Origin of the sequence: Sphaerisporangium fuscum (genome assembly GCF_018531465.1) — a bacterium.
In the GTDB taxonomy this organism is placed as follows: Bacteria; Actinomycetota; Actinomycetes; order Streptosporangiales; family Streptosporangiaceae; genus Sphaerisporangium; species Sphaerisporangium fuscum.
The window spans coordinates 211,769-231,504 of the sequence record NZ_JAHDTF010000003.1 but is presented as its reverse complement, the minus strand read 5'-3'; the positions used below and the strand labels follow the sequence as shown (position 1 = coordinate 231,504).

18 protein-coding genes are annotated in these 19,736 nt (G+C 73.5%); 11 read left to right on the top strand and 7 right to left on the bottom strand.

Annotated features, from left to right (window positions below; genetic code table 11):
• The first annotated feature begins 279 nt into the window (after nucleotides 1–279).
• Complete coding sequence (locus KIK05_RS03905) at nucleotides 280–717, top strand: OsmC family protein (protein WP_214409132.1); 438 nt, start codon at nucleotides 280–282, stop codon at nucleotides 715–717.
• A 70-nt stretch (nucleotides 718–787) separates the two neighbouring features.
• Here the strand turns inward: KIK05_RS03905 and KIK05_RS03900 are convergent, their stop codons facing one another.
• Nucleotides 788–1,810: an alpha/beta hydrolase gene (locus KIK05_RS03900; RefSeq protein WP_214409131.1), complete on the bottom strand. Its 1,023-nt coding sequence runs from the start codon at nucleotides 1,808–1,810 to the stop codon at nucleotides 788–790.
• 341 nt (nucleotides 1,811–2,151) lie between these two features.
• Here KIK05_RS03900 and KIK05_RS03895 point away from each other — a divergent pair, with 341 nt between their 5' ends.
• From KIK05_RS03895 to KIK05_RS03885, 3 genes are all read left to right on the top strand, one after another.
• Nucleotides 2,152–3,102 (top strand): LLM class flavin-dependent oxidoreductase, encoded by a 951-nt coding sequence (locus KIK05_RS03895; RefSeq protein WP_308249732.1) that lies wholly within the window; start codon nucleotides 2,152–2,154, stop codon nucleotides 3,100–3,102.
• A 288-nt stretch (nucleotides 3,103–3,390) separates the two neighbouring features.
• Nucleotides 3,391–4,392 (top strand): collagen-like protein, encoded by a 1,002-nt coding sequence (locus KIK05_RS03890; RefSeq protein WP_214409129.1) that lies wholly within the window; start codon nucleotides 3,391–3,393, stop codon nucleotides 4,390–4,392.
• A gap of 206 nt (nucleotides 4,393–4,598) precedes the next feature.
• Complete coding sequence (locus KIK05_RS03885) at nucleotides 4,599–5,417, top strand: ABC transporter permease (RefSeq protein ID WP_214409128.1); 819 nt, start codon at nucleotides 4,599–4,601, stop codon at nucleotides 5,415–5,417.
• A 23-nt stretch (nucleotides 5,418–5,440) separates the two neighbouring features.
• On the opposite strand, the gene KIK05_RS48695 is transcribed toward KIK05_RS03885, so the two are convergent.
• On the bottom strand, nucleotides 5,441–5,632 hold the full coding sequence (locus KIK05_RS48695) for a hypothetical protein (protein ID WP_308249731.1): 192 nt from the start codon (nucleotides 5,630–5,632) through the stop codon (nucleotides 5,441–5,443).
• Nucleotides 5,633–5,652: 20 nt separating this feature from the next.
• Here KIK05_RS48695 and KIK05_RS03880 point away from each other — a divergent pair, with 20 nt between their 5' ends.
• Both KIK05_RS03880 and KIK05_RS03875 read left to right on the top strand, forming a co-directional pair.
• On the top strand, nucleotides 5,653–6,219 hold the full coding sequence (locus tag KIK05_RS03880; RefSeq protein ID WP_308249730.1) for an ABC transporter permease: 567 nt from the start codon (nucleotides 5,653–5,655) through the stop codon (nucleotides 6,217–6,219).
• Between the two features lie 4 nt (nucleotides 6,220–6,223).
• The gene (locus KIK05_RS03875; RefSeq protein WP_214409127.1) at nucleotides 6,224–7,000 is read left to right on the top strand and encodes an ABC transporter ATP-binding protein; all 777 of its coding nucleotides are present in this window, start codon (nucleotides 6,224–6,226) and stop codon (nucleotides 6,998–7,000) included.
• A gap of 10 nt (nucleotides 7,001–7,010) precedes the next feature.
• On the opposite strand, the gene KIK05_RS03870 is transcribed toward KIK05_RS03875, so the two are convergent.
• Complete coding sequence (locus KIK05_RS03870) at nucleotides 7,011–7,508, bottom strand: hypothetical protein (RefSeq protein WP_214409126.1); 498 nt, start codon at nucleotides 7,506–7,508, stop codon at nucleotides 7,011–7,013.
• Between the two features lie 143 nt (nucleotides 7,509–7,651).
• Between KIK05_RS03870 and KIK05_RS03865 the strand changes: the two genes are divergently transcribed.
• Complete coding sequence (locus KIK05_RS03865) at nucleotides 7,652–8,227, top strand: MFS transporter (RefSeq protein WP_214409125.1); 576 nt, start codon at nucleotides 7,652–7,654, stop codon at nucleotides 8,225–8,227.
• Between the two features lie 66 nt (nucleotides 8,228–8,293).
• Entirely contained in the window at nucleotides 8,294–9,049 is a 756-nt protein-coding gene (locus KIK05_RS03860) for a YcnI family copper-binding membrane protein (RefSeq protein ID WP_214409124.1), read from the top strand.
• A gap of 84 nt (nucleotides 9,050–9,133) precedes the next feature.
• Here the strand turns inward: KIK05_RS03860 and KIK05_RS03855 are convergent, their stop codons facing one another.
• Genes KIK05_RS03855 through KIK05_RS03845 form a run of 3 tightly spaced genes read right to left on the bottom strand, consistent with a single transcriptional unit; the run spans nucleotide 9,134 to nucleotide 12,319 of the window.
• Complete coding sequence (locus KIK05_RS03855; RefSeq protein ID WP_214409123.1) at nucleotides 9,134–10,201, bottom strand: ABC transporter permease; 1,068 nt, start codon at nucleotides 10,199–10,201, stop codon at nucleotides 9,134–9,136.
• Complete coding sequence (locus KIK05_RS03850; protein WP_308249729.1) at nucleotides 10,188–11,195, bottom strand: ABC transporter ATP-binding protein; 1,008 nt, start codon at nucleotides 11,193–11,195, stop codon at nucleotides 10,188–10,190. Before KIK05_RS03850 ends, KIK05_RS03855 begins: the two co-directional genes overlap by 14 nt.
• On the bottom strand, nucleotides 11,192–12,319 hold the full coding sequence (locus tag KIK05_RS03845) for a LolA family protein (RefSeq protein WP_308249728.1): 1,128 nt from the start codon (nucleotides 12,317–12,319) through the stop codon (nucleotides 11,192–11,194). Before KIK05_RS03845 ends, KIK05_RS03850 begins: the two co-directional genes overlap by 4 nt.
• A gap of 251 nt (nucleotides 12,320–12,570) precedes the next feature.
• On the opposite strand from KIK05_RS03845, the gene KIK05_RS03840 reads away from it, so the two are divergent.
• From KIK05_RS03840 to KIK05_RS03830, 3 genes are all read left to right on the top strand, one after another.
• The gene (locus tag KIK05_RS03840) at nucleotides 12,571–13,245 is read left to right on the top strand and encodes a response regulator transcription factor (protein WP_214409121.1); all 675 of its coding nucleotides are present in this window, start codon (nucleotides 12,571–12,573) and stop codon (nucleotides 13,243–13,245) included.
• Complete coding sequence (locus KIK05_RS03835; protein ID WP_214409120.1) at nucleotides 13,235–14,671, top strand: sensor histidine kinase; 1,437 nt, start codon at nucleotides 13,235–13,237, stop codon at nucleotides 14,669–14,671. Before KIK05_RS03840 ends, KIK05_RS03835 begins: the two co-directional genes overlap by 11 nt.
• 127 nt (nucleotides 14,672–14,798) lie before the next feature.
• Nucleotides 14,799–16,226: a pyridoxal phosphate-dependent decarboxylase family protein gene (locus KIK05_RS03830; RefSeq protein ID WP_214409119.1), complete on the top strand. Its 1,428-nt coding sequence runs from the start codon at nucleotides 14,799–14,801 to the stop codon at nucleotides 16,224–16,226.
• Nucleotides 16,227–16,250: 24 nt separating this feature from the next.
• On the opposite strand, the gene KIK05_RS03825 is transcribed toward KIK05_RS03830, so the two are convergent.
• A complete protein-coding gene (locus KIK05_RS03825) occupies nucleotides 16,251–19,541 on the bottom strand; it encodes an ATP-binding protein (protein ID WP_214409118.1) in 3,291 nt (1,096 codons plus the stop codon).
• Nucleotides 19,542–19,736 lie beyond the last annotated feature (195 nt).

Below are 19,736 nucleotides of genomic sequence, written 5' to 3'. Positions count from 1 at the left end.
GCGTGCAGCCCGTACAGGCAGGCGCGCAGGTCGTCCGGCTGGCCGGGGCCGGGCCCGCCGCCCCCAGAGTGCTCGTCGCTGATTCGGCGGGACGAAAGCCCCTGACGTCGACGTGCCTTCCACCTCTGGACGCCGGCTCCATGGCGAAGCCTCCCCGCGGCCTTCGTCCTTCGAGGGGCGCGTGCGGTGGAGCCGGGCCGCCGGGCGTACCGTCAGAGGTGACGGCGGTGGGAGGGGATCCGATCGGGCCGGACGATCGCACTGTTCACGGAGCCACCCATGGAACACGAACGCAACGGCACGCTCAGAGTGCTCTGGCGCGGCGGAGATCGCTTCGATATCCGGGCCCGCCACCACACCATCCGCGTCGATCAATCGATGGACTTCGGCGGGAGCGACAGCGGGCCCACGCCGGTCGAGCTGTTCGTGGGCAGCCTCGCCGCCTGCGTCGCGCACTGCGCCGAACGCTACCTCCACCGGTGCCAGCTACCCGCCGGGGTGCGGGTGACCGCCGAGTACGAGACGGGCGTGCGGCCCGCGCACGTGAGCCGCATCGAGCTGGTCGTCGAGGCCCCGGGCGTCCCCGAGGGGCTGCGCGAGTCCTTCTGCAACGTCGTCCGGCACAGCGCGGTGCACAACTCGCTGCTCCTTCCCCCGGAGACGGCCTACGAGATCCACATCGCCGACGCGGCGGCGGCCGTCCGGGCCCGCCTGTAGGCGTGGGTTGTCCTCCGCGACGGCGGCGGCGCGGCGGGCCGCCCTGCGATGACCGGTGCGGTCGCGCGGGTCAGGCCGCGGCGGGGCTGGGGTCCTGGAAGTCCGGGACGGGGGCGGAGAGGTCGGCCTGGGGGCCGGCGGGGACGGTGCCGGTGGCGCGGAGGAAGCGCTCGATGTGGCGGAACACCATGCGGGCCTCCGGCACGACGTCGGCCAGGAGCGCGAACACGTGGGGCATGCGCCGCCACTCCTCGTAGGTGACCTTCACCCCCGCGCGGCGGGCCCGGAGGGCGACGCGGCGGCCTTCGTCGCGCAGGAGTTCGGTGGAGCCGGTGACGACCATGATGGGCGGCAGCCCGGTGTAGTCGCCGAAGACCGGTGAGACCAGCGGGTCACGGCAGTCGAGGCCCGCGGTCCAGCGGCGGGCGAGCCACTCGACGCGGCCGGCGGGAAGGATCGGGTCCGCCCACCTGTTCGCGCTGCGCCGCATGTCGGACAGATCGGCCCACGGCGAGAGGCAGAGGGCGGCGGCGGGCAGGGGGAGGCCGCGGTCGCGCAGCGACAGCAGCGTGGCGAGCGTCAGGTGGCCGCCCGCGGAGTCGCCGGCGAGGATGATGCCGGAGGGGTCGTACCCCTTCTCCAGCAGCCCCTGGTAGGCATCCAGGGCGTCGGACAGGGACTCGGCGAGCGAGTGGACCGGCCCCTGGCGGTAGTCGACGGCCAGCACCGGGCGCTGGGCGACGGCCGACAGGCGCCAGGTGATCGGCCGGTGGGTGGCCGGGGAGCACAGGAAGTATCCGCCGCCGTGGAAGTAGAGCAGCACCTTGCTCTCGTCCAGGCCGCCGCCGGCGCGGACCCATTCGGAGCCGCAGGGGTCGGCGTCCTCCTTCACGATGGACACGTGGGCGGGGGCGCGGCAGGGCAGTCGTTCCCCCATCGCGACGAGCCGGGACACAAGAGTCATTCCGATGTCGTGTCTGAGCAGGAGGGACGAGATCGGCTTCATGGTCCCGCGGAGCATGCCGTTGAGGATGCTCGCCTGCCAGCTCATGGGATAGCCGGGACGTACGTCGACGTCGATCTCCTGCTGCATGTGTACCTCCATGAGCAGCCCCTGCCCGAACACCGTTCTATCTACCAGCGGGTATGTTCCGGTTTACACGGACGTTACGCGGTTTGTCGAGAGGGTCCGTGGATATTTGACCTGGTGAGAGACGGTACGACCCCCGCCGGCGCACAGCGGCGTCCCGCCGGAAACCGCGCGAATCCCTGACCGCACACCGGGTTCCGGACGGCGGCACACCCCTCCTCGCGCTCCCGCCACCCCGGGCCGGCCACGGCTTGACCAGGCTTCGTTAGCCGTCTACTGTTCTCGCTGCCCGGCTAATGATTAGCCGTCTAGCTAATTCCACCCAAGCCCCGGAAGGCTGCACCGTGACCGACGAGAAGCGCGTCAGCTTCGGCCTCAAGACCGTCCCCGCGCACACCACCTACGACGAGATCCTCCGCGTCTGGCAGGAGGCCGACAGCGTGCCGCTGATCGAACACGCGTGGCTGTGGGACCACATGCTGCCGCTGATGGGCGACCCGGGCGGGCCGATCCTGGAGGGATGGACGCTGCTGGCGGCGCTCGCCGCGCGCACCGAACGGCTGCGCCTCGGGGTGATGGTCACCAGCAACCGCGTCCGCCCGCCGGCCGTGCTCGCGAAGATCGCCGCCACGGTCGACGTCATCTCCGGAGGCCGGCTGGTCATGGGCATCGGCGTCGGCGGCACGCATCAGCCCGGCGACACGCTCACCCCGCGCGAGTACGACGCCTACGGGCTGACGATCGTCCCGCCGGCCGAGGGCGTCCAGCGCCTCGCCGAGACCTGCGCGATCTTCCGCCGCATGTGGACCGAGGACGTCTTCGACTTCGAGGGACGCTTCTACCGTTTGAAGGGCACCCGCTGCGAGCCCAAGCCCGTCCAGCGGCCGGGCCCGCCCCTCATGATCGGCGGGTGGGGCGACCGTACCCTGCGCGTGGTCGCCGAGCACGCCGACGTCTGGAACGTCCCCGGCCCCCCGCACAACCCGGTGGAGTACATCGCCGAGCGGAGCGCCGTCCTCGACGCGCACTGCGCCGCCATCGGCCGCGACCCGGCCGAGATCACCCGCTCGACCCAGATGACCGTGTCGTACGACGATCCCGCCGCGACGCGCGCCACGGCCCTCGAACTCGTCGGGGCGGGCGTCACCCACATCGCCCTCAACCTCCGCGGCCCCTACCCGAAGGACGTGGCGCACTGGGCGGCCGAGCACGTCATCGAACCGGTGCTGGAGGAGGTCGCGGCAGGCCGTGGGCGACCGTGGTCCGGACACCGCCGCACCGAAGCGCGGCCGTGACGACACACGAATACCATCATTCCGACAATATCGGAAATAACCACCCACCCTCGCCCGACACAAATAGGGCATGAGCGATATTCCATATGAATAACCCAGGAGTGGCGCTTCGACCTCAATAAAACGACAATCGCAGCGGCAAGAGCCCGCGACCCCCGTTTGCGGCCGTAGACCCCGGAAACCTTAGCAATACAGGAATGCCCTATAAAGGTTTCCAAGACGGACATATCCATCAAACACGAAGGATGCCGCCGTTGGGACCGTAAATGCCTTCAAGGGGGATCAAAGTTGCCCAAGTCCCGCACCACCCTCGGGCTTCTCACCTTCGGTGTCATGGTGACCAGCGGCCTGGTCACCCTGGGTACCGCCGCCGCTCCCGCCGTCGCCGAGACGAGAACCGCTTCCGGGCTCCCATCGGGCGCCCTCTTCGCGGCTCCGAAAGCGGCCGAAAGCTCCCTCACCGCCCGTTCTTCATCGGCCCGCCGCCGTTTCCGGGCCTCGGACCCGAACCCCGGCGGAGGAGGTCACCGGCACCACCGGTGGTGGCACCGCCGTCACCACGGGGACGGCCGCCATCACCACCTGCTGCACACCTACACCAATCTGGTGCGGATCAGGAGACTGGACGACGACGAGGCCGCGCGGCTGCTCGACCGGCGATCCGGACGCCGCCATGACCGGACCGGACACGAGGAGCACCTCCAGCCGGGCGAGCACAAGCCGGTCACCGAAAAGCCGGCCAAGAGGCCGGGCATCACGAAGAGGCCGGGCATCACGAAGAAACCCGACGTCATGACGAAGCCGGTCGAGCACAAGCGGCACGAAGGCGCGGGGCCGAAGATCCTGCGCGCCCCCGAGGGGCCGCAGGGCGTTCCCGGGCCGCCCGGTGCGCAGGGGCCCGCGGGCGCGCAAGGCGTTCCCGGCGACCAGGGGCCGGCGGGCGCGCAGGGCGTTCCCGGTATTCAGGGCCCGGCCGGCGCGCAGGGCGTTCCCGGCCCCGCGGGGCCGGCCGGCCAGGCAGGCCCGCCCGGAATCTCCGGCTACCAGATCGTCACCGGGACGCCGCTGACATGTGGCGCCAACACCCTCTGCGCGCTCGCCACCGTCAGTTGCCCTCCGGGCAAGTCGGCACTCGGCGGCGGCTACCAGGTGTCGCCGGCCACCGCGCCGTTCACCGTCGACACCAACCTGTCGTCATCGGCAGGGAACCAGTGGACGGTGGGGGTCGGCAACCAGACCGCCCAGGCCAAGACGATCACGCCACGGGTCATCTGCGCCACCGTCACCTGACCGCCCCGCCGGCGGCCGCCGCGCCGCCCCTCGGCGCCACGCGGCACACCTGAACGGCCGGGGAAGGCCCCGCCCGGGAGAAGGCTCTCCCGGGCGGGGCCGCTCCACCACGGCCGTCCGGTGGTGTTCTCCCGGGGCCAAGGAGGGACGGGCACCGCTGCCGTACCGGGAAAACCCGGCGACCGGCGGGCGGGCGGCTGGTTAGAATGCCACTCCCCCGTCCCTGGAGGTGCGCGACCTTCCCGCTCTATCTGACGATCTTCACGTACGGCTTCCGCCGTCACGCCGCCTACCGGAGCGCGGCCCTCGCCGGGGCGTTCACCAACACCGTGTTCGGGGTCCTGCGCGCCTACGTGCTGATCGCGCTGTGGCAGGCGCGGCCGGGCCTTGCCGGGTACGACGTCACCGACGCCGTGACGTTCTGCTTCCTCACCCAGGCGTTCATCGGCCCGATGGAGGTTTTCGGGGGCGGGCTGCAGCTCGCCGAGCGGGTGCGCACCGGCGACGTCGCCATCGACCTGGTCCGCCCGGCCTCCCTGCAGTTGTGGAATCTCGCCGACGACCTCGGCCGCGCTCTGTTCCTCTTCTTCTTCCGGAGCGTGCCGCCGACGGTGGCGGGCGCGCTGATCTTCGGTATCCGGTTCCCCACTCATCCGGTCATCTGGCCGGCCTTCCTGGCCTCGATGGCCCTCGGCGTCGTGGTCAGTTTCGGCCTGCGCTACCTGGTGGCGCTGTCCAGCTGCTGGCTCGTCGATGATCGGGGCGTGCAGTCGCTGTCGCTGGTCATGACGATGTTCTTCAGCGGCATGACCCTGCCGCTCGTCCTGTTCCCCGGCTGGTTCGGCTCGCTCGTCCAGGCGCTGCCGTGGGCGGCGATGGTGCAGGTCCCCGCCGATGTGTACCTCGGCAAACGGGACGTGCTCGGCGCCCTGGCGTTCCAGGCCCTGTGGGCCGCGGTGGTGCTGGCCCTCGGGGCGCTGGCCACCCGTTCCGCGCGGCACAAGGTCGTGATCCAGGGTGGGTGAGGCGTGATCGAGATGGCCAGGAGCTACGTCCTGCTGGCGGCCACCTGGCTACGGGCGGCCGCGCAGTACCCCCTGTCGATGGTGATGCTCACCCTCGGGTCGTTCATGGTCACCGGCCTCGACATGGCGGCGATCGCGGTGATCTTCGCGCACATCGGCACCCTCGGCGGCTTCACCCTGCTCGAGGTGATGTTCCTGTACGGCACCTCCGGCATGGCGTTCTCTGCTGGCCGACATGCTGTTCGGCAACGTCGACAAGCTCAGCCGGCACGTCAGGGCCGGCACGTTCGACGCCATGCTGATCAGGCCGGTCAGCCCGTTCGTGCAGATGGCCGTCGACAGGTTCACCTTCCAGCGCGCCGGCCGCGTGCTGCAGGCCGCCGTCGTGCTCGTGATCGCCCTCGCCCGGCTCCACGTGCCCTGGGAGCGGGCGTGGATGATCCCGCTGATGGTGCTGTGCGGCGTCGTGCTGGCCACGGCGATCTGGACGCTCGGCGGGGCGCTGCAGTTCCTGCTGACCGACGCCCCCGAGGTGGCCAACGCCTTCACCTACGGCGGCGCCCAGCTCACGCAGTACCCGCTCAGTGTGTACGGGAGCGACCTCGTGCGGGCCGTCACGTTCATCGTGCCGCTGGCCTTCGTCAACTGGCAGCCGGGCCTCTACGTGCTCGACCGGCCCGACCCGCTCGGCCTGCCGTACTGGCTGCGGTTCCTCGGCCCCGCCGCCGCGCTCGCGCTGTCCGCGCTCGCCGCGCTCGCCTGGCGGGCGGGCCTTCGCCGCTACCGTTCGACGGGGAGTTGACCAGATGATCGAGCTCGACGGGGTGGGCCGCTCCTTCACACTGCGGCACAAGAGGGGGTGGCTGCGGCGCGGCACGCGGGTCGTGCACGCCGTACGCGACCTGTCCTTCCAGGTGGCCGCCGGGGAGTTCGTCGGCTACCTCGGGCCGAACGGTGCCGGCAAGTCCACCACGATCAAGATGCTGACCGGCATCCTGGCGCCCACGAGCGGCCGCATCCAGGTGGCCGGGCTCGACCCCTCACGGCGCCGGACGGCGCTCGCCCGCCGCATCGGCGTGGTCTTCGGGCAGCGGACGACCCTGTGGTGGGACCTGCCGCTGAAGGACAGCTTCACCCTGATCCGGCACCTTTACAAAGTAGATCAGGACGAGCACCGGAAACGGCTGGCCGAGCTGTGCGACGTGCTCGACCTCGGGGGCTTCCTGCACAAGCCGGTCCGCCAGCTCAGCCTCGGGCAGCGCATGAGGGGCGACATCGCGGCGGCGCTGCTGCACGACCCCCTCGTGCTGGTGCTCGACGAGCCGACGATCGGCCTCGACGTGGTCAGCAAGGCGGCGGTCCGCGAGTTCCTGCGCGACCTGAACGCCGAGCGGGGCACGACGGTGCTGCTCACGACCCACGACCTCGGCGACATCGAACGGCTGTGCCGCCGCGTCATGCTGATCGACCACGGCAGCCTGGCCTTCGACGGCACCGTCGACGAGCTGCGGGCCACCGCCCCGGAGGAGACCTCGATCGAGGACGTCGTCGCCCGCCTCTACACGCGGACCCTGCCGACGTAGACCGGGGCGGCTAGTACCGGCCCACCGGTTCGGCACTCTCCTCGTCGTAGCCGTCGTCCAGGTCCCGGGAACGGGCGGCCCAGCGCGACGGCATCAGCACGGGGACGAACAGGGCGATGCCGAGCATCGCGAAGATCCCCGAGGTCAGCAGCGCCTTCATCCCCGCGCCGGCCTGGAGCACCATCGGGCTCAGCGAGGGGTCCACCGGGATGTAGCCGAGCGCCCGGCGCACGTCCAGCACGTACACCACGCTCCACGCCAGCAGCGCCATCGAGGGGACGAACGTCGCCAGGGGCGAGACGCGCCCGGCCACGACCAGGCCGAACAGCAGGCCCACCGCCAGCATGACGCCGAGGCCGACCAGGGCCTTGGTGTCGTGCACCGGGTCCGCCGCGGCGCCCGTGGCGTTCGCCAGCCCTCGCGCGGCGTCCTGGGAGGCCCATCCGGCGCCGCCCAGCAGGGCGGCCGTCACGACGACGCCGAGCAGCAACCCGAAGAAGTGCCGCATGGTGACCACCTCAGTCCGCTCATGGAACCTGATCGCGGGCAACAGTAGCGACAAAAGCCTCAAAAAGGCAGGCGTCCCGTCGAGACGATTGGATCGCCGCCGGTGAGACACGCACCGCCGAGCCGTGACACCATGTGGGCGTCATGCGTGCCCGCCTCCCCCTGCGCCTCGCGCGGTCGGCCGCCTTCACGGTCGTCTGCGTGACGCTCGCCGTGCTCGGCCACCGGGCGGCCGGCGGATCCGGGCCGGGGTGGTGGGCGGTCGCGGCCGGGGGCCTCGGCGTGACCGGCGCGGCGGCCGTCCTCGTCGGCCGGGAGCGCTCGGCGCAGACGATCGTCGGTTTCCTCGTCGGCACGCAGGCCTGCCTCCACCAGCTGTTCGACCTGTCCTCCGGGGGTGGCTCGCCTCTCGGCCTGCATCTCGGCCACGGGCGCGGCGTCGGCGCCGGCCTCGGCATGATGATCGCGCACCTCACCGCGACGCTGGTCACCGGCTGGTGGCTCGCGCGCGGCGAGTCGGCCCTGTGGTCGGTGCTGCGGCGGCTCGGCGCGCTCGCCGTACGCCGGCTGCGCCGCGTGCTGGCCCTGCTCGGCGAGGGCGCCCGCGGTCCCTGGCTTCCCCTCGCCCGTCCTTCACGGCGTCCCGCCCCGGCCCCGGCCGCGCGGGAGCTGCGTCACGTCGTCCGCCGGCGCGGTCCTCCACTTCCCGCCGCCTCCTGACGCACCACGCGAGCCGCCGCGCGACTCGCGTTCCCGCCGTTCCCGGTATCGAAGTGGAGATCTCCCATGTCCTTCAGCTCAGCCTGCCGCCGGGTGGCCGCCGTCACCGCCGGCGCCCTCGCCGTCACCGTCGGCCTCGCCCTGCCCGCCCTCGCCCACGTCACGATCAACCCCGGAACCGCCGAGAAGGGCGGTTTCGCGAAGGTCGCCTTCCGCGTCCCGAACGAACGCGACAAGGACTCCACGACCAAGCTGGAGATCGAGCTGCCCGCCGACCACCCGCTGCCGTTCGTCTCGGTACGGCCGGTCCCGGGCTGGACGGCCAAGGTCACCGAGACGACGCTGCCCAAGCCGGTGCCGTCCAAGTACGGCGACATCAAGAAGGCCGTCACCAAGATCACCTGGTCGGGAGGGAAGATCGAGCCGGGCCAGTTCCAGGAGTTCGAGGTGTCGATGGGCTTCCTGCCCGAGGACACCGACCAGCTCGCCTTCCCCACGACCCAGACCTACTCCGGCGGCGAGGTCGTCAAGTGGGCCGACGCCCCCAAGGCCGACGGCTCGGAGGCCGAGCACCCCACTCCCCTGCTCAAGCTGGTCGCCCCCGCGGCGGGCGGCGAGGGGCACGGGTCCGGCGGCGACGACCACGGGGCGTCCGCCGCCCCGAGCCCCGCGGTGACCGTCACCGCACAGGCGGCCGCCTCGCCCTCCGGCTCCGACGGCACCGCGCGGCTGCTGGCCGGCATCGGGATCGTCGCCGGCGTGGCCGGCGTGGCCACCGGCGTGGCCGGCCTGCGCCGGGGCCGCGGAGCCTCGGGGAACTGACGGGAAAGGACGGGTCCGGCGTGTGGGGGCGCCCGGACCCGTCGTCCGTCCCGGGCCGGCGCGCGCTCTCACAGCCGGCCCGGCTCAGCCGGTGATGTCGCGGCCGGAGAAGCGGGCCCAGGCGATCGTGCCGAAGACCAGCGCGTAGGCCCCGAAGACGAGCAGGCCCTGGCCCATCACGTCCACCGCGACCGGGTCGCGCAGAGCGCCGTCGAAGGAGCTCCACCAGGAGCTCAGAAGGTACGGCCGGACGGCCGCGAGCTGCGGGATCGCGCCGAAGACCTGCGAGAAGATCACCGTGGCGACCGTCCCCGCGACCGCCCCGATGGGGACCTCGGTCAGCGTGGAGACGGCGACGCCGAGGACGCCCAGGGCGGTCATGCCGGCGGCGGCGTACCCGGTGACGATCAGGATGCGCACCAGCGCCTCGGAGATCGGGATGCTGGTGCCGGACAGCAGCGTGACCGGCCCGATCGGGAACAGGACGAAGCCCGCGACCAGGGCCGCGACGGAGACGACCGCGCAGGCGGCCAGCGCGAACACCGCCACGTTGGCGAGCTTCACGGCCAGCAGCCGGGTGCGCCCGGCCGGTGCCACCAGGAGGTACCGCAGGGTGCCGATGCTCGCCTCGCCCGCGATCGCGTCGCCCGCCACGATCGCCACGGCGAGCGGCAGGAGCAGCTGGACGAGCAGCGACATCGCCGCGAAGGTGAGCACCAGGCCGTTCCCGGCCACCTGGGTGATGATCGACGGGGCCTCGCCGTCCCCGCCCACGATGCGCAGCACGATGCCGAGCAGCACCGGTACGCACGCGAGCACGACGAGCATGGCGACGTTGCGGGGCCTGCGGAAGGTGAGCCCGAGCTCCGAGCCGAGCAGCCGTACCGCTCCCCGCACCCGCCCCGGCGCCCCGCCCGCCGGCGTCCCCGCCCCGGGCCGTGAACCGGCGGGACCGGCGACGCCCTCTCCCCGGCTCCCGGGGACGGTGGCCTGCCCCGCGTCCGGGGAGCCCGCGCCGGTGCGTGCCGCGACCGCCGGCGCGTCCGGAGTCCCGCCGGCTTCCCCCGGGACGACGGTCGCGTCCGGGGTCGTCCCGGCCCCCTCGGGGACGGCGGACGCGTCCGGGGGTGTCGTGGTCCTAGCCGTCGACATCGAAGCCCTCCCCTGTCAGGCCGACGAACACATCCTCGAGGCTCGGCCGCTCCACGGCGAAGCCCCGTACCGCGACCCCCTGCGCGACCAGCTCGGCGCAGACCCGCTCGGGCGCGGCGTCGCCGAGCTCGGCCGTCACGGCGGCCTCCTCCGTCCGCGCGTCGGCCAGGCCGAGGCGGCGCAGCACCGACAGCGCCTCCCCGGCGTGCGGGGTCTCCACGCGGACCCGGGCGACCTCCCCGGCGCGCAGCTCGGCGATCGGCCCCTGCGCGACCAGCCTGCCGGTGCGCATCACTCCCACGTGCGTGCACATCTGCTCCACCTCCGCCAGCAGGTGGGAGGAGACGAACACCGTGGTGCCGTCGGCCGCGATCTCCTTGATCAGCGCCCGGACCTCCCTGGTGCCCTGCGGGTCGAGGCCGTTGGTCGGCTCGTCCAGCACCAGCAGCTCACGCGGGCCGAGGAGCGCGGCGGCGATCGCCAGGCGCTGCCGCATGCCCAGGGAGTACGCCCGGTACCTCTTCCCTGCCGCCGCGGCGAGCCCCACCCGGTCGAGCGCCGCGCCGATGCGGCTCGCCGCCGTCCGCGGGTCCGCCATCGGGTCGGCGGCGTCGTACCGGCGCAGGTTGGCCTCGCCGGACAGATAGGGGTAGAAGGCGGGGCCGTCGACCAGGGCGCCGACCTTGGGCAGCGCGGCGCCGAGCCCGGCCGGCATGGGACGGCCGAGCAGCTCCCACCGGCCGCCCGTCGGGGTGGTCAGGCCGAGCAGCATGCGGATCGTGGTGGTCTTGCCCGAGCCGTTCGGCCCGAGGAAGCCGTACACCGCGCCGCGCGGGACGGCGAGCCCGAGGTCGTCCACGGCGACCTGCCCGCCGCGGAAGCGCTTGGTGAGCCCGCTGGAGACGATCGAGCACTCCTCGGGAGGGGCGGTCCACGCGGCCCCCGGAGGGGGCGCCGTCTCGCGCGCCCCCTCCCCCGTCATCGTCGTGGTCACTTGTGTCCGGCCGCCTCGGTCAGCGCCTGCGGCGTGACCGCACCCACCAGCAGCCGTCCGTCGTCGGTGAGCAGCGCCGACACCAGCTTGCTCTCCAGGACCCGGCCGCTGCCCCAGGGCCCGGAGACCTGCTTGGCGGACTTCAGCAGCGAGTCGGCGACCTGCGCGGGGTCGCCGCCGCCGCCCCGCCACTTCGCGCGCTCGTCGCCCTGCTGCCGGGACAGGTCGGACAGCGAGAACGGCACCTCGACGACGGTGGCCCAGCCGCTGCCGAACGTGCGGAGCTTCTTGGCGCCGTCGTTCATCGCCTCGTGGCCTACGCCCTTCGGGCCCCAGCCGCGGCCGTCGATCGTCTGCTGCTCGACCTTCGCCCCGGCCGGCGGGGTGAACGCGAAGTTCTCCGGGGCCGGCGCCGAGAAGGTCACCTGGCTGAACCCGACCTCGAAGGCGGGCTCGGCCGTGCCCTTGGCGAACACCTGGACGCGCAGCGGGATGTAGTTCTCGCCGTCGAGCGCGAGCTTGACCTCCTTGACGAGGGACGCGGAGTCCTTCGGCGTGAGGACGAGCTGGTAGGCGGCGCGGCCGGCGATCTGCTGGCCGTTCTCGACGGTGACGGCGGTGCTCGGGCCGGCCGCCTTGAGCAGCTCGGCGGCCACCTCGCCCGGCGTCGCGGCGCCGGGCAGGGCGGTGCGGGCGGCCCGCGCGCCGTCCTGCTTCCCGGCGTCGGGGGGCAGGGTGTAGCGGGTGGCGGTGTTCTTGCCGCTGTCCCACAGCCAGGCCGCGCCCTTGCCGTCGGAGATGAAGTCGGTCTCGCTCATCGGCCCGGGCAGGGCGAGGCGGACCTTGTCGTCGCCGCCGTACCAGACCTTCATGGTGTGGCTGCCGGACAGCAGGGACAGCGGCGAGCTGCTCGCCCCCGACGGGATCGGCAGGGAGGGGAGGCCGAAGGAGGCGGTCTCCACCACGGTGCCGGACATGACGGGGGGCCGGTGCTCCCGGCCCGCCTTGACGACCTCGGCGAGCAACTGCTCGGCGGTGCGGTCGGGAAGGGAGGGGTCGCCCTGGACGGCGGCGATGACCGGGCCGGTGCCGACGGCGGCTCCCACCACGGCGATCGCGGCCACCGGCACTCCCCACCTCACGGCGCGTGCTCTTCTCGACTGGGAGGGCATTTCACTCCTCAACGGTAAGTCCTGTGGATCCGACATCAGCAGGCTGCCGCGCACCGCCTGTGCCGAAGCTGAGACATCCTGAGAGGGTTCTCAGGCGGATCGTGTCGTCCCTGTTCACGGGGGTGGGCCTCTCTCAGCCGGCTCTCAGCCGGGACACGGGAAGATGAGAACGCACAGCGAAGGCCTTGAGGAGGGAACGCGGGATGCGGGTGCTCGTCGTGGAGGACGAGAGGCGGATGGCCGCCGCCCTGCGGCGCGGGCTGCAGGCGGAGGGTTTCGCGGTCGACCTCGCCCACGACGGCGAGGAGGGCCTGCACCTGGCCCGCGAGGGCGACTACGACGTGGTGGTCCTCGACATCATGCTGCCCAGGCTGTCGGGCTACAACGTGTGCAAGCGGCTGCGCGCGGAGGAGAACTGGGTGCCGATCCTGATGCTGTCGGCCAAGGACGGCGAGTACGACCTGGCGGACGGCCTCGACCTCGGCGCCGACGACTACCTCACCAAGCCGTTCTCCTACGTGGTGCTGGTCGCCCGGCTGCGGGCCCTGATGCGGCGGGGCGCGCGCCGCCGCCCGGCGGTGCTGCGGTCCGGCGACCTGACCCTCGACCCGGCCACCCGCACGGTCACCCGGGGTGGGACGCCGATCGAGCTGACGCCGCGTGAGTTCGGGCTGCTTGAGTTCCTGCTGCGCCGGCCGGGCGAGGTGGTGTCGAAGGCCGAGATCCTCGAGCACGTCTGGGACACCTACGACACCGACCCCAACGTCGTGGAGGTCTACGTCGGATACCTCCGCAGGAAGATCGACGCGCCGTTCGGGCGCAACGCCCTGCAGACCGTGCGGGGGGCCGGATACCGGCTGGTGGGCGATGGCGGCTGACCGTCCAGGGGCGCCCGGCCCGCCGGGACCCGCCCGTGACACCGGCCGATACCCTCCGCCCGGTCCCTCGCGGTCGCCGCTGGCGTGGTGGCGGCGCAAGAGCCTGCGTTTCCGGCTGACCGCCACGGCCTCGGCGGCGCTGGCGCTGGCGCTCGCCGCGGCGGCCCTGCTGCTGATCACCGTGCTCGGCCGGGCGCTGATCGGCTCGATCGACGATGTGGCCTACCAGCGGGCGCGGGAGGTGGTCGCCCTCGCCGACGACGGGCGGCTGTACGACCCGATCGCCGTCACCGACGGCACCATCATCCAGGTGCTCGACGCGCAGGGCCGCATCACGCACGTCACGCTCGGCGCCGACCGGCTGGTGCCGCTGGTGAGCGCCCGTGCCATGCGGTGGCGGGCGCCCGACGGCGGCGCGCTGTTCGTCGACGGCCGGCCGTACGGCATCCCGGGCCCGCTGCGGGCGGTGGTGCTCCGGGCCGACCACGGCCGCACCGTGATCGCCGCGCGCCCGTTCAAGGACGTCTCCGACAGCCTCACCACGACCATCCACATGCTGCTGGTCGGCACCCCGATACTGCTGGTGCTGCTCGCCGGCGCGAGCTGGGTGATCATCGGGCGCACGCTGCGGCCGATCGCCGCGCTGCGCCGGGGGGCCGCCGAGATCAGCGGCACGGCGCGGTCGCGCCGGCTGCCGGTGCCCGAGGCGCACGACGAGGTGCACGAGCTGGCGACGACGTTGAACGACATGCTGGCCCGCCTGGAGGCCGCCGACGCCTCGCAGCGTGGGCTGATCTCCGACGCGGCGCACGAGCTGCGCAGCCCGCTCGCGAGCATCCGCCTGCAGCTGGAGGTCGCGCTCGGCCACCCCGACGGGCAGGACTGGCCCGAGACCGCCGAGGGCGTCCTGGAGGACACCCTGCGCCTCAGCAGGCTCGCCGAGGGGCTGCTCACCCTGGCCCGCCTCGACGAGCGCCGCCGCCCGGCCCGCTGGGAGCCGGTCGACCTCGCCGAGCTGACCGGCGCGACGGCCGCCCGGTACGACCCCGACGTGGTGAAGGTGGGCGCGGTGGACCCGGCGGTCGTCCGGGGCGACGCGCTGGACCTCGGCCGGGTGCTGGTCAACCTGCTCGACAACGCCGTGCGGCACGCCGCGTCCCGGGTCACCGTCGAGCTGCGGGCGGCGGGAGGGCGGGCGACGGTGACGGTCGCCGACGACGGCCCGGGCATCCCCGAGGCCGACAGGGAGCGGGTGTTCAACCGCTTCACCCGCCTCGACAGCGCCCGCAGCCGCGACGACGGGGGCGCGGGCCTCGGGCTCGCCATCGTCCGGGAGACGGTCCGCGCCCACGGAGGGTCGGTCCACCTGGAGGCCGCCTCTCCGGGCCTGCGCGCGGTCGTACGCCTGCCGCTCGCGCCCGGCTGAGGCCTCCCGCCCGGCCGGCGCGTGGGCCTGCCTCCGCCGCCCGCGCCCCGGCCGAGGCCCTGCCCCCGGGCCGGGGCGGCGTGGTAGTGTCCCTCGCCGATCATGTACCGCCCCCCAGGGAGAACCCGTGCTTCCCGAGAACGGCCGTCCCACCGGCGAGATCCTCGCCGAGATCGCCCGGCTCCGCCGTGACGACCTGCAGGTGCGCGGCGGGAAGGTGACCGCGTACGTGTACGACACCGGCCGCCCGGAGGTGCACGACGCCGCCGCGCGGGCGTACTTCGAGATGCTCGAGGTCAACACCCTCGACCCGACGGCGTTCCCCAGCGTGGTGGAGATGGAGAAGCAGGTCGTCGGGGCGGTGGCGGAGCTGCTCGGCGGCGGTCCCGGCACCAGGGGGATCTTCACCAGCGGCGGCACCGAGTCGATCATGCTGGCCGTGAAGGCCGCACGGGACACCCGTCCCGTCCCGGGAAGGCCGCGGCTCGTGCTGCCGGTGACCGCGCACCCGGCGTTCCACAAGGCGGCCCACTACCTGGGCCTGGAGGTCGCCCCCGTGCCGGTGGACCCGGCCACCTTCCGCGCCGACCCGGGCGCGGTGGAGGCGGCGATCACCACCGACACCGTGCTGGTGGTGGCCTCGGCCCCGTCCTATCCGCAGGGCGTGGTGGATCCCGTCGCCGAGATCGCGGCGATCGCCGCCTCGCGCGGCGTGCCGTGCCACGTGGACGCCTGTGTGGGCGGCTGGCTGCTGCCGTGGCTGGCGCGGGCGGGGGCGCCGGTCCCGCCGTTCGACCTGTCGGTGCCTGGGGTGACGTCGATCTCCTGCGACCTGCACAAGTTCGGGTACGCGCCCAAGGGCGCCTCGGTGGTGCTCTTCGCCGACCCCGCGCTGCGCCGGGCCGCGTACTTCGCCTCGGCGGCCTGGCCCGGGTACACCGTCATCAACTCCACCGTGCAGAGCTCGAAGTCGGCGGGGCCGCTCGGCGGCGCGTGGGCGACGCTGAACGCGCTCGGCCGCGAGGGCTACCTGGAGCTGGCCCGCGACACCCTGGCCGCCACCCGCCGGCTGGTGGAGGGCATCGGCGAGATTCCGGGACTGCGCGTGCTGGGCGCGCCGGAGGCGTCGCTGGTCGCGTTCGCCGGCGACGGCGACGTGGACGTGTTCGTGCTGGCCGACGAGGCGCGCAGGCTGGGCTGGTTCCTGCAGCCGCAGCTGTCGTACGCGGGCATCCCCGCGAACCTGCACGTCACGGTGACCGGCGTCAGCCTGGCCGGGGTCGAGGCGATGCTGGAGGTGATCGCCGCGTCGGCGCGGGCGGCGCGCGCCAGGGGCCCGGTCGCGCTTCCCGAGGGGCTGGCCGAACTGGTGGCCTCGCTCGACCTCGCCGCGCTGGACGACGCGACGTTCACCGAGCTGGCCGCGTCGGTCGGCGTGGAGCTCGGCGGCAGCGGCGGCATGGACATGGCCGTCGTCAACACCCTCCTCGACGCCCTGCCGGCCGAGACCCGCGAGCTGATCCTGGTCAGGTTCCTGTCGGTCCTCTACTCCTGACCGTGGACGTCCGGGCGGTGCCGCTCACCCGACGGACACGGGCAGGGCGCGCAGGGCGGCCCTGGCGCGGTCGCGCCAGTAGGAGAGCCCGTTCAGCTCCGCCAGCCGCTCCAGCATCTCGAGGTGCCGGTCGGCGGCGCACCGGTCGCCCATGGCCGAGGCGAGGAGCGCGAGATACCAGTCGACGGGCCCCATGCAGATCACCGCGGACAGCGCCGAGATCCGGCCGCTGTAGGGCAGCAACGTCGCGTACCCCTCCCGGCAGTCGTCCACGTCGCCGAGGGCCGCTCTGGCGGCGGCCTGCAGGCAGGTCGCCGACAGCCACGACCAGTCGTACGGCGGCGCCGGCCAGCCGCCTGCGGCGAGCTCCAGCGCCTCACCGGTGCGCCCCTCGCCGCACAGCCGCAGTATCCGGGCGTCGTGCTCCAGCGACGGATGGATTCCGGCGATCATCTCGATGAGCGGCCCGGCCTGCGCCATGGTGCCCTGCTGGCAGTGCAGCCCGATGCGTCCCATGGCGACGGCCCCCCGGGCGTGCCAGACGCCGATCTTCCCGGCCTGCCCCTCGGCCTCCCCGCGCAGCCTGCCGGCCTCCTCGAAGCGGCCGTCGAGGGCGAGCCGGTTGGAGCACCACAGGGTGTGCTGGAAGCGGGGCCAGGGCAGCGGCAGCCGCTCCAGCAGGGTCTCGCACCGGGCCGCCGCCTGGTCGGCTCCGGCCAGGTCGAACAGCTCCAGCCTGTTGTGGCTGTACATCATCTGCGCCAGCAGCTCGAACCCCGGCGCCCGGGTCCGCACGGCGAGCTCGTGCAGCTCGTCGGTCACCTTCATCAGCTCCGGGACGTTCAACGGCTGCGGCAGGGCCAGGTGCCGCGCGTTGAGCATGCGCATCAGCAGGTCAGGGTCGCCCAGCCGGCGGGCCATCTCCACCGCCTCGGCGGACAGGGAGTCGCAGCGGGCGTCGCCGCTGCCGTCGTACAGCTCCTGGGCGAGCCCGCCCAGCAGCCGCGCCCGCTGCGGGCCGTCACCCTGCGGCAGTTCGCGCAGCGCGGTCTCGAAACGGTGCACCAGCCGCAGTTCCACCGCCTCGTACGGGTCGCGCCGCGTCCACAGCGAGGGGGTGTCCAGCGCGGTCAGCGCGCGGGCGGACCGCTCGCGGTCCCCGGCCCGGTCGGCGGCGAGAACGGCCTCGGCCCTGACCCGCCGCGCCCCGATCGCGTCCCCCGCCTGGAGCAGGGCGTCGACCTGCCGCAGCAGCAGCTCCACGTGGAGGTGCGGGTCGCCGGCGGAGGCGTCGTGCGCCTTGACCGCGAGGTTCCACCAGACCGCCGCCTCCTCGTAGGCCAGGCGCAGACCGGCCTGCTCGGCGGCCGCGCGGGCCCAGCCGGCCGCGTCACCGTACGCCGCGGGACCGGCCTCGACGGCGTGATGGGCGATGACGGCCACATCGGTGCCCGGCCGGGAGGACAGGGACGCCATGACCTCGCGGTGGATCACCGCCTTGCGCAGCGGGGGGATGTCCCGGACGAGCGTCTCGCGCACCAGGTCGTGGCTGAAGGCCATCCTGCCGGCGCGGGGCACCAGCACGCCGGTCTGCACGGCCAGGTCCAGCACGCCGTACACCTCGCCGCGGCACGCCTCGGCGACGACGGCGGGGTCGAAGTCACGGCCGATCAGCGCCGCGACCTGGAGGACGTCCCGGGCCCGTGGTCCGAGCCCGGCGAGCCGCCGGCGGACCACCTCCGCGACGGCGTCGGGCACGGCGTCCAGGTCACGGCCCTGGAGGAACAGCCGCATGCTCTCGCGGACGAAGAAGGGGTTGCCGCCAGTCCGCGCGGTCAGGCGGCCGGCGAGCCGCTGGTCGACGTCCGCGCCCATCTCCTCGGCGATCGCCCGCACCTCCTCGGCCCGCAGCCCGGTGAGGCGGAGGCGGAGCAGGTCGTAGCCGGCGAGGTGGCACAGCAGCTTCTCGACCGGCGGCTCCGTGGTGCCGCAGGCGGAGGCGCAGCCGCGGAACGCCGTCACCAGGGTCAGCGGGGCACCGGCCGCGAGGCCGCGGATCAGCACCAGGACGTCCCTGAGCAGCTCCAGCGAGGCCGGGTCCGCCCACTGCGCGTCGTCCAGCACGATCACCAGCGGCCGGGACCGCGCCGCCTCGGTGAGCCACTGCGCCACGGCGCGGTTGCGGCGCAGCAACGCCGCGTCAGTGGGACCGGCGGGCTCGTGATCGTCCAGCAGGCCCGCCAGTGCCTCCCTCTCCGGCGGCGGGAAGTGCGGCTCCAGCGCCGCGAGAACCTGCAGCCAGGGCCACAACGCGGGCGTGCCCTGCGTGTCGTGGCAGCGCCCCCAGACCACCAGATGCCCCAGATCGGCACACTGGTCGGCGAACGCCTCCAGCAGTCGGGTCTTGCCGATACCCGGCTCACCGCTCACCGCCGCCACGGCGACGCCGCCGCAACCGGCCCCGGCCGTCAAGGCCGCCAGCTCCGCCAGCTCGCGTTCCCTGCCCCGCACCGTCTGCCCCGGCCAGGAAGCCGCCGGAGCGGCGACGAGCGCCGTGGCGGTGACGGGCCCGAGCGAATCGGCCTGCCGGAGGATGTCCTCCTCCAGCGACCGCAGCTCCGGCCCGGGGTCGAGGCCGTACTCGTCGGCCAGCAGCCTCCCCACCCGGCGCAACACGGCGAGCGCGTCGGTCTGGCGCCCGGTGCGGTACAGCGCCAGGGCGAGCAGGCACCACAAGCGCTCCCGTAACGGGTCGGCCATGGTCTCGGCCTCCAGGTCGGCGACCACGGCGTGGGGGCGCCCCAGGTCCAGCAACGCCCGCGCCCGCCGCTCCGCCGCGACCACCCGGAGCTCGCGGAGCCGGCTCACCTCGACGATCGCCCACGGCTCGTCGCAGAACTCCCCGAACGGCATGCCCCGCCACAGGCCCAGCGCCTCCTGCACCGAGGCCAGCGCCTCCCCCGCCGGCAGGAACTCCGCGCGCCCCACCAGTTCGGCGAACCGGGTGGCGTCCACGTCGCCGGCCACCAGCGCGTACCCCGGTGGCCTCCCCACGAGCACCCGCGACCGCCGGCGCGGACCGCGATCCGGCTCGATGGCCCTGCGCAGGTTGGAGATGTAGGACTGCAGCGTCGGGACCGCGCTCGGAGGCGGGGCGCCGCCGTACAGGTCGTCGATCAGCATGTGCGCGGAGACCACGGCTCCATGGGCGGCCAGCAGCCGCGCCAGCACCGCACGCTGCCGTGGCCCGCCCAGATCGACCATGGCCCCTTCGTCGTCGTAGACCTCGACGGGCCCGAGAATCCGGAACTCCACCCCCACCATCCAAGATCAGCCGGCGAACGCGACATCGGCGGGGGATCCGCCGGGCGGCTCCCGCCGGGAAGCCCGCACGGGGCTTGCCCGAGCAGGGCGGCCCGCTCCCCCGCAAGCGAGAGAGTAGGCCGCCGCCGGGCGTCTCCTCGTCCGCCGCCAGGCTGATTCGCGATCACCCCTCTGGGTGATCAGCAG

Bases quoted from the DNA above. Each gene is read 5' to 3' on its own strand.
- KIK05_RS03840 (WP_214409121.1), top strand. From the start codon at position 12,571: ATGCGGGTGCTCGTCGTGGAGGACGAGAGGCGGATGGCCGCCGCCCTG.
- KIK05_RS03875 (WP_214409127.1), top strand. From the start codon at position 6,224: ATGATCGAGCTCGACGGGGTGGGCCGCTCCTTCACACTGCGGCACAAG.
- KIK05_RS03870 (WP_214409126.1), bottom strand. From the start codon at position 7,508: ATGCGGCACTTCTTCGGGTTGCTGCTCGGCGTCGTCGTGACGGCCGCC.
- KIK05_RS03860 (WP_214409124.1), top strand. From the start codon at position 8,294: ATGTCCTTCAGCTCAGCCTGCCGCCGGGTGGCCGCCGTCACCGCCGGC.
- KIK05_RS03905 (WP_214409132.1), top strand. From the start codon at position 280: ATGGAACACGAACGCAACGGCACGCTCAGAGTGCTCTGGCGCGGCGGA.
- KIK05_RS03880 (WP_308249730.1), top strand. From the start codon at position 5,653: ATGCTGTTCGGCAACGTCGACAAGCTCAGCCGGCACGTCAGGGCCGGC.
- KIK05_RS03865 (WP_214409125.1), top strand. From the start codon at position 7,652: ATGCGTGCCCGCCTCCCCCTGCGCCTCGCGCGGTCGGCCGCCTTCACG.
- KIK05_RS48695 (WP_308249731.1), bottom strand. From the start codon at position 5,632: ATGCCGGAGGTGCCGTACAGGAACATCACCTCGAGCAGGGTGAAGCCG.
- KIK05_RS03855 (WP_214409123.1), bottom strand. From the start codon at position 10,201: ATGTCGACGGCTAGGACCACGACACCCCCGGACGCGTCCGCCGTCCCC.
- KIK05_RS03835 (WP_214409120.1), top strand. From the start codon at position 13,235: ATGGCGGCTGACCGTCCAGGGGCGCCCGGCCCGCCGGGACCCGCCCGT.
- KIK05_RS03885 (WP_214409128.1), top strand. From the start codon at position 4,599: ATGCCACTCCCCCGTCCCTGGAGGTGCGCGACCTTCCCGCTCTATCTG.
- KIK05_RS03900 (WP_214409131.1), bottom strand. From the start codon at position 1,810: ATGCAGCAGGAGATCGACGTCGACGTACGTCCCGGCTATCCCATGAGC.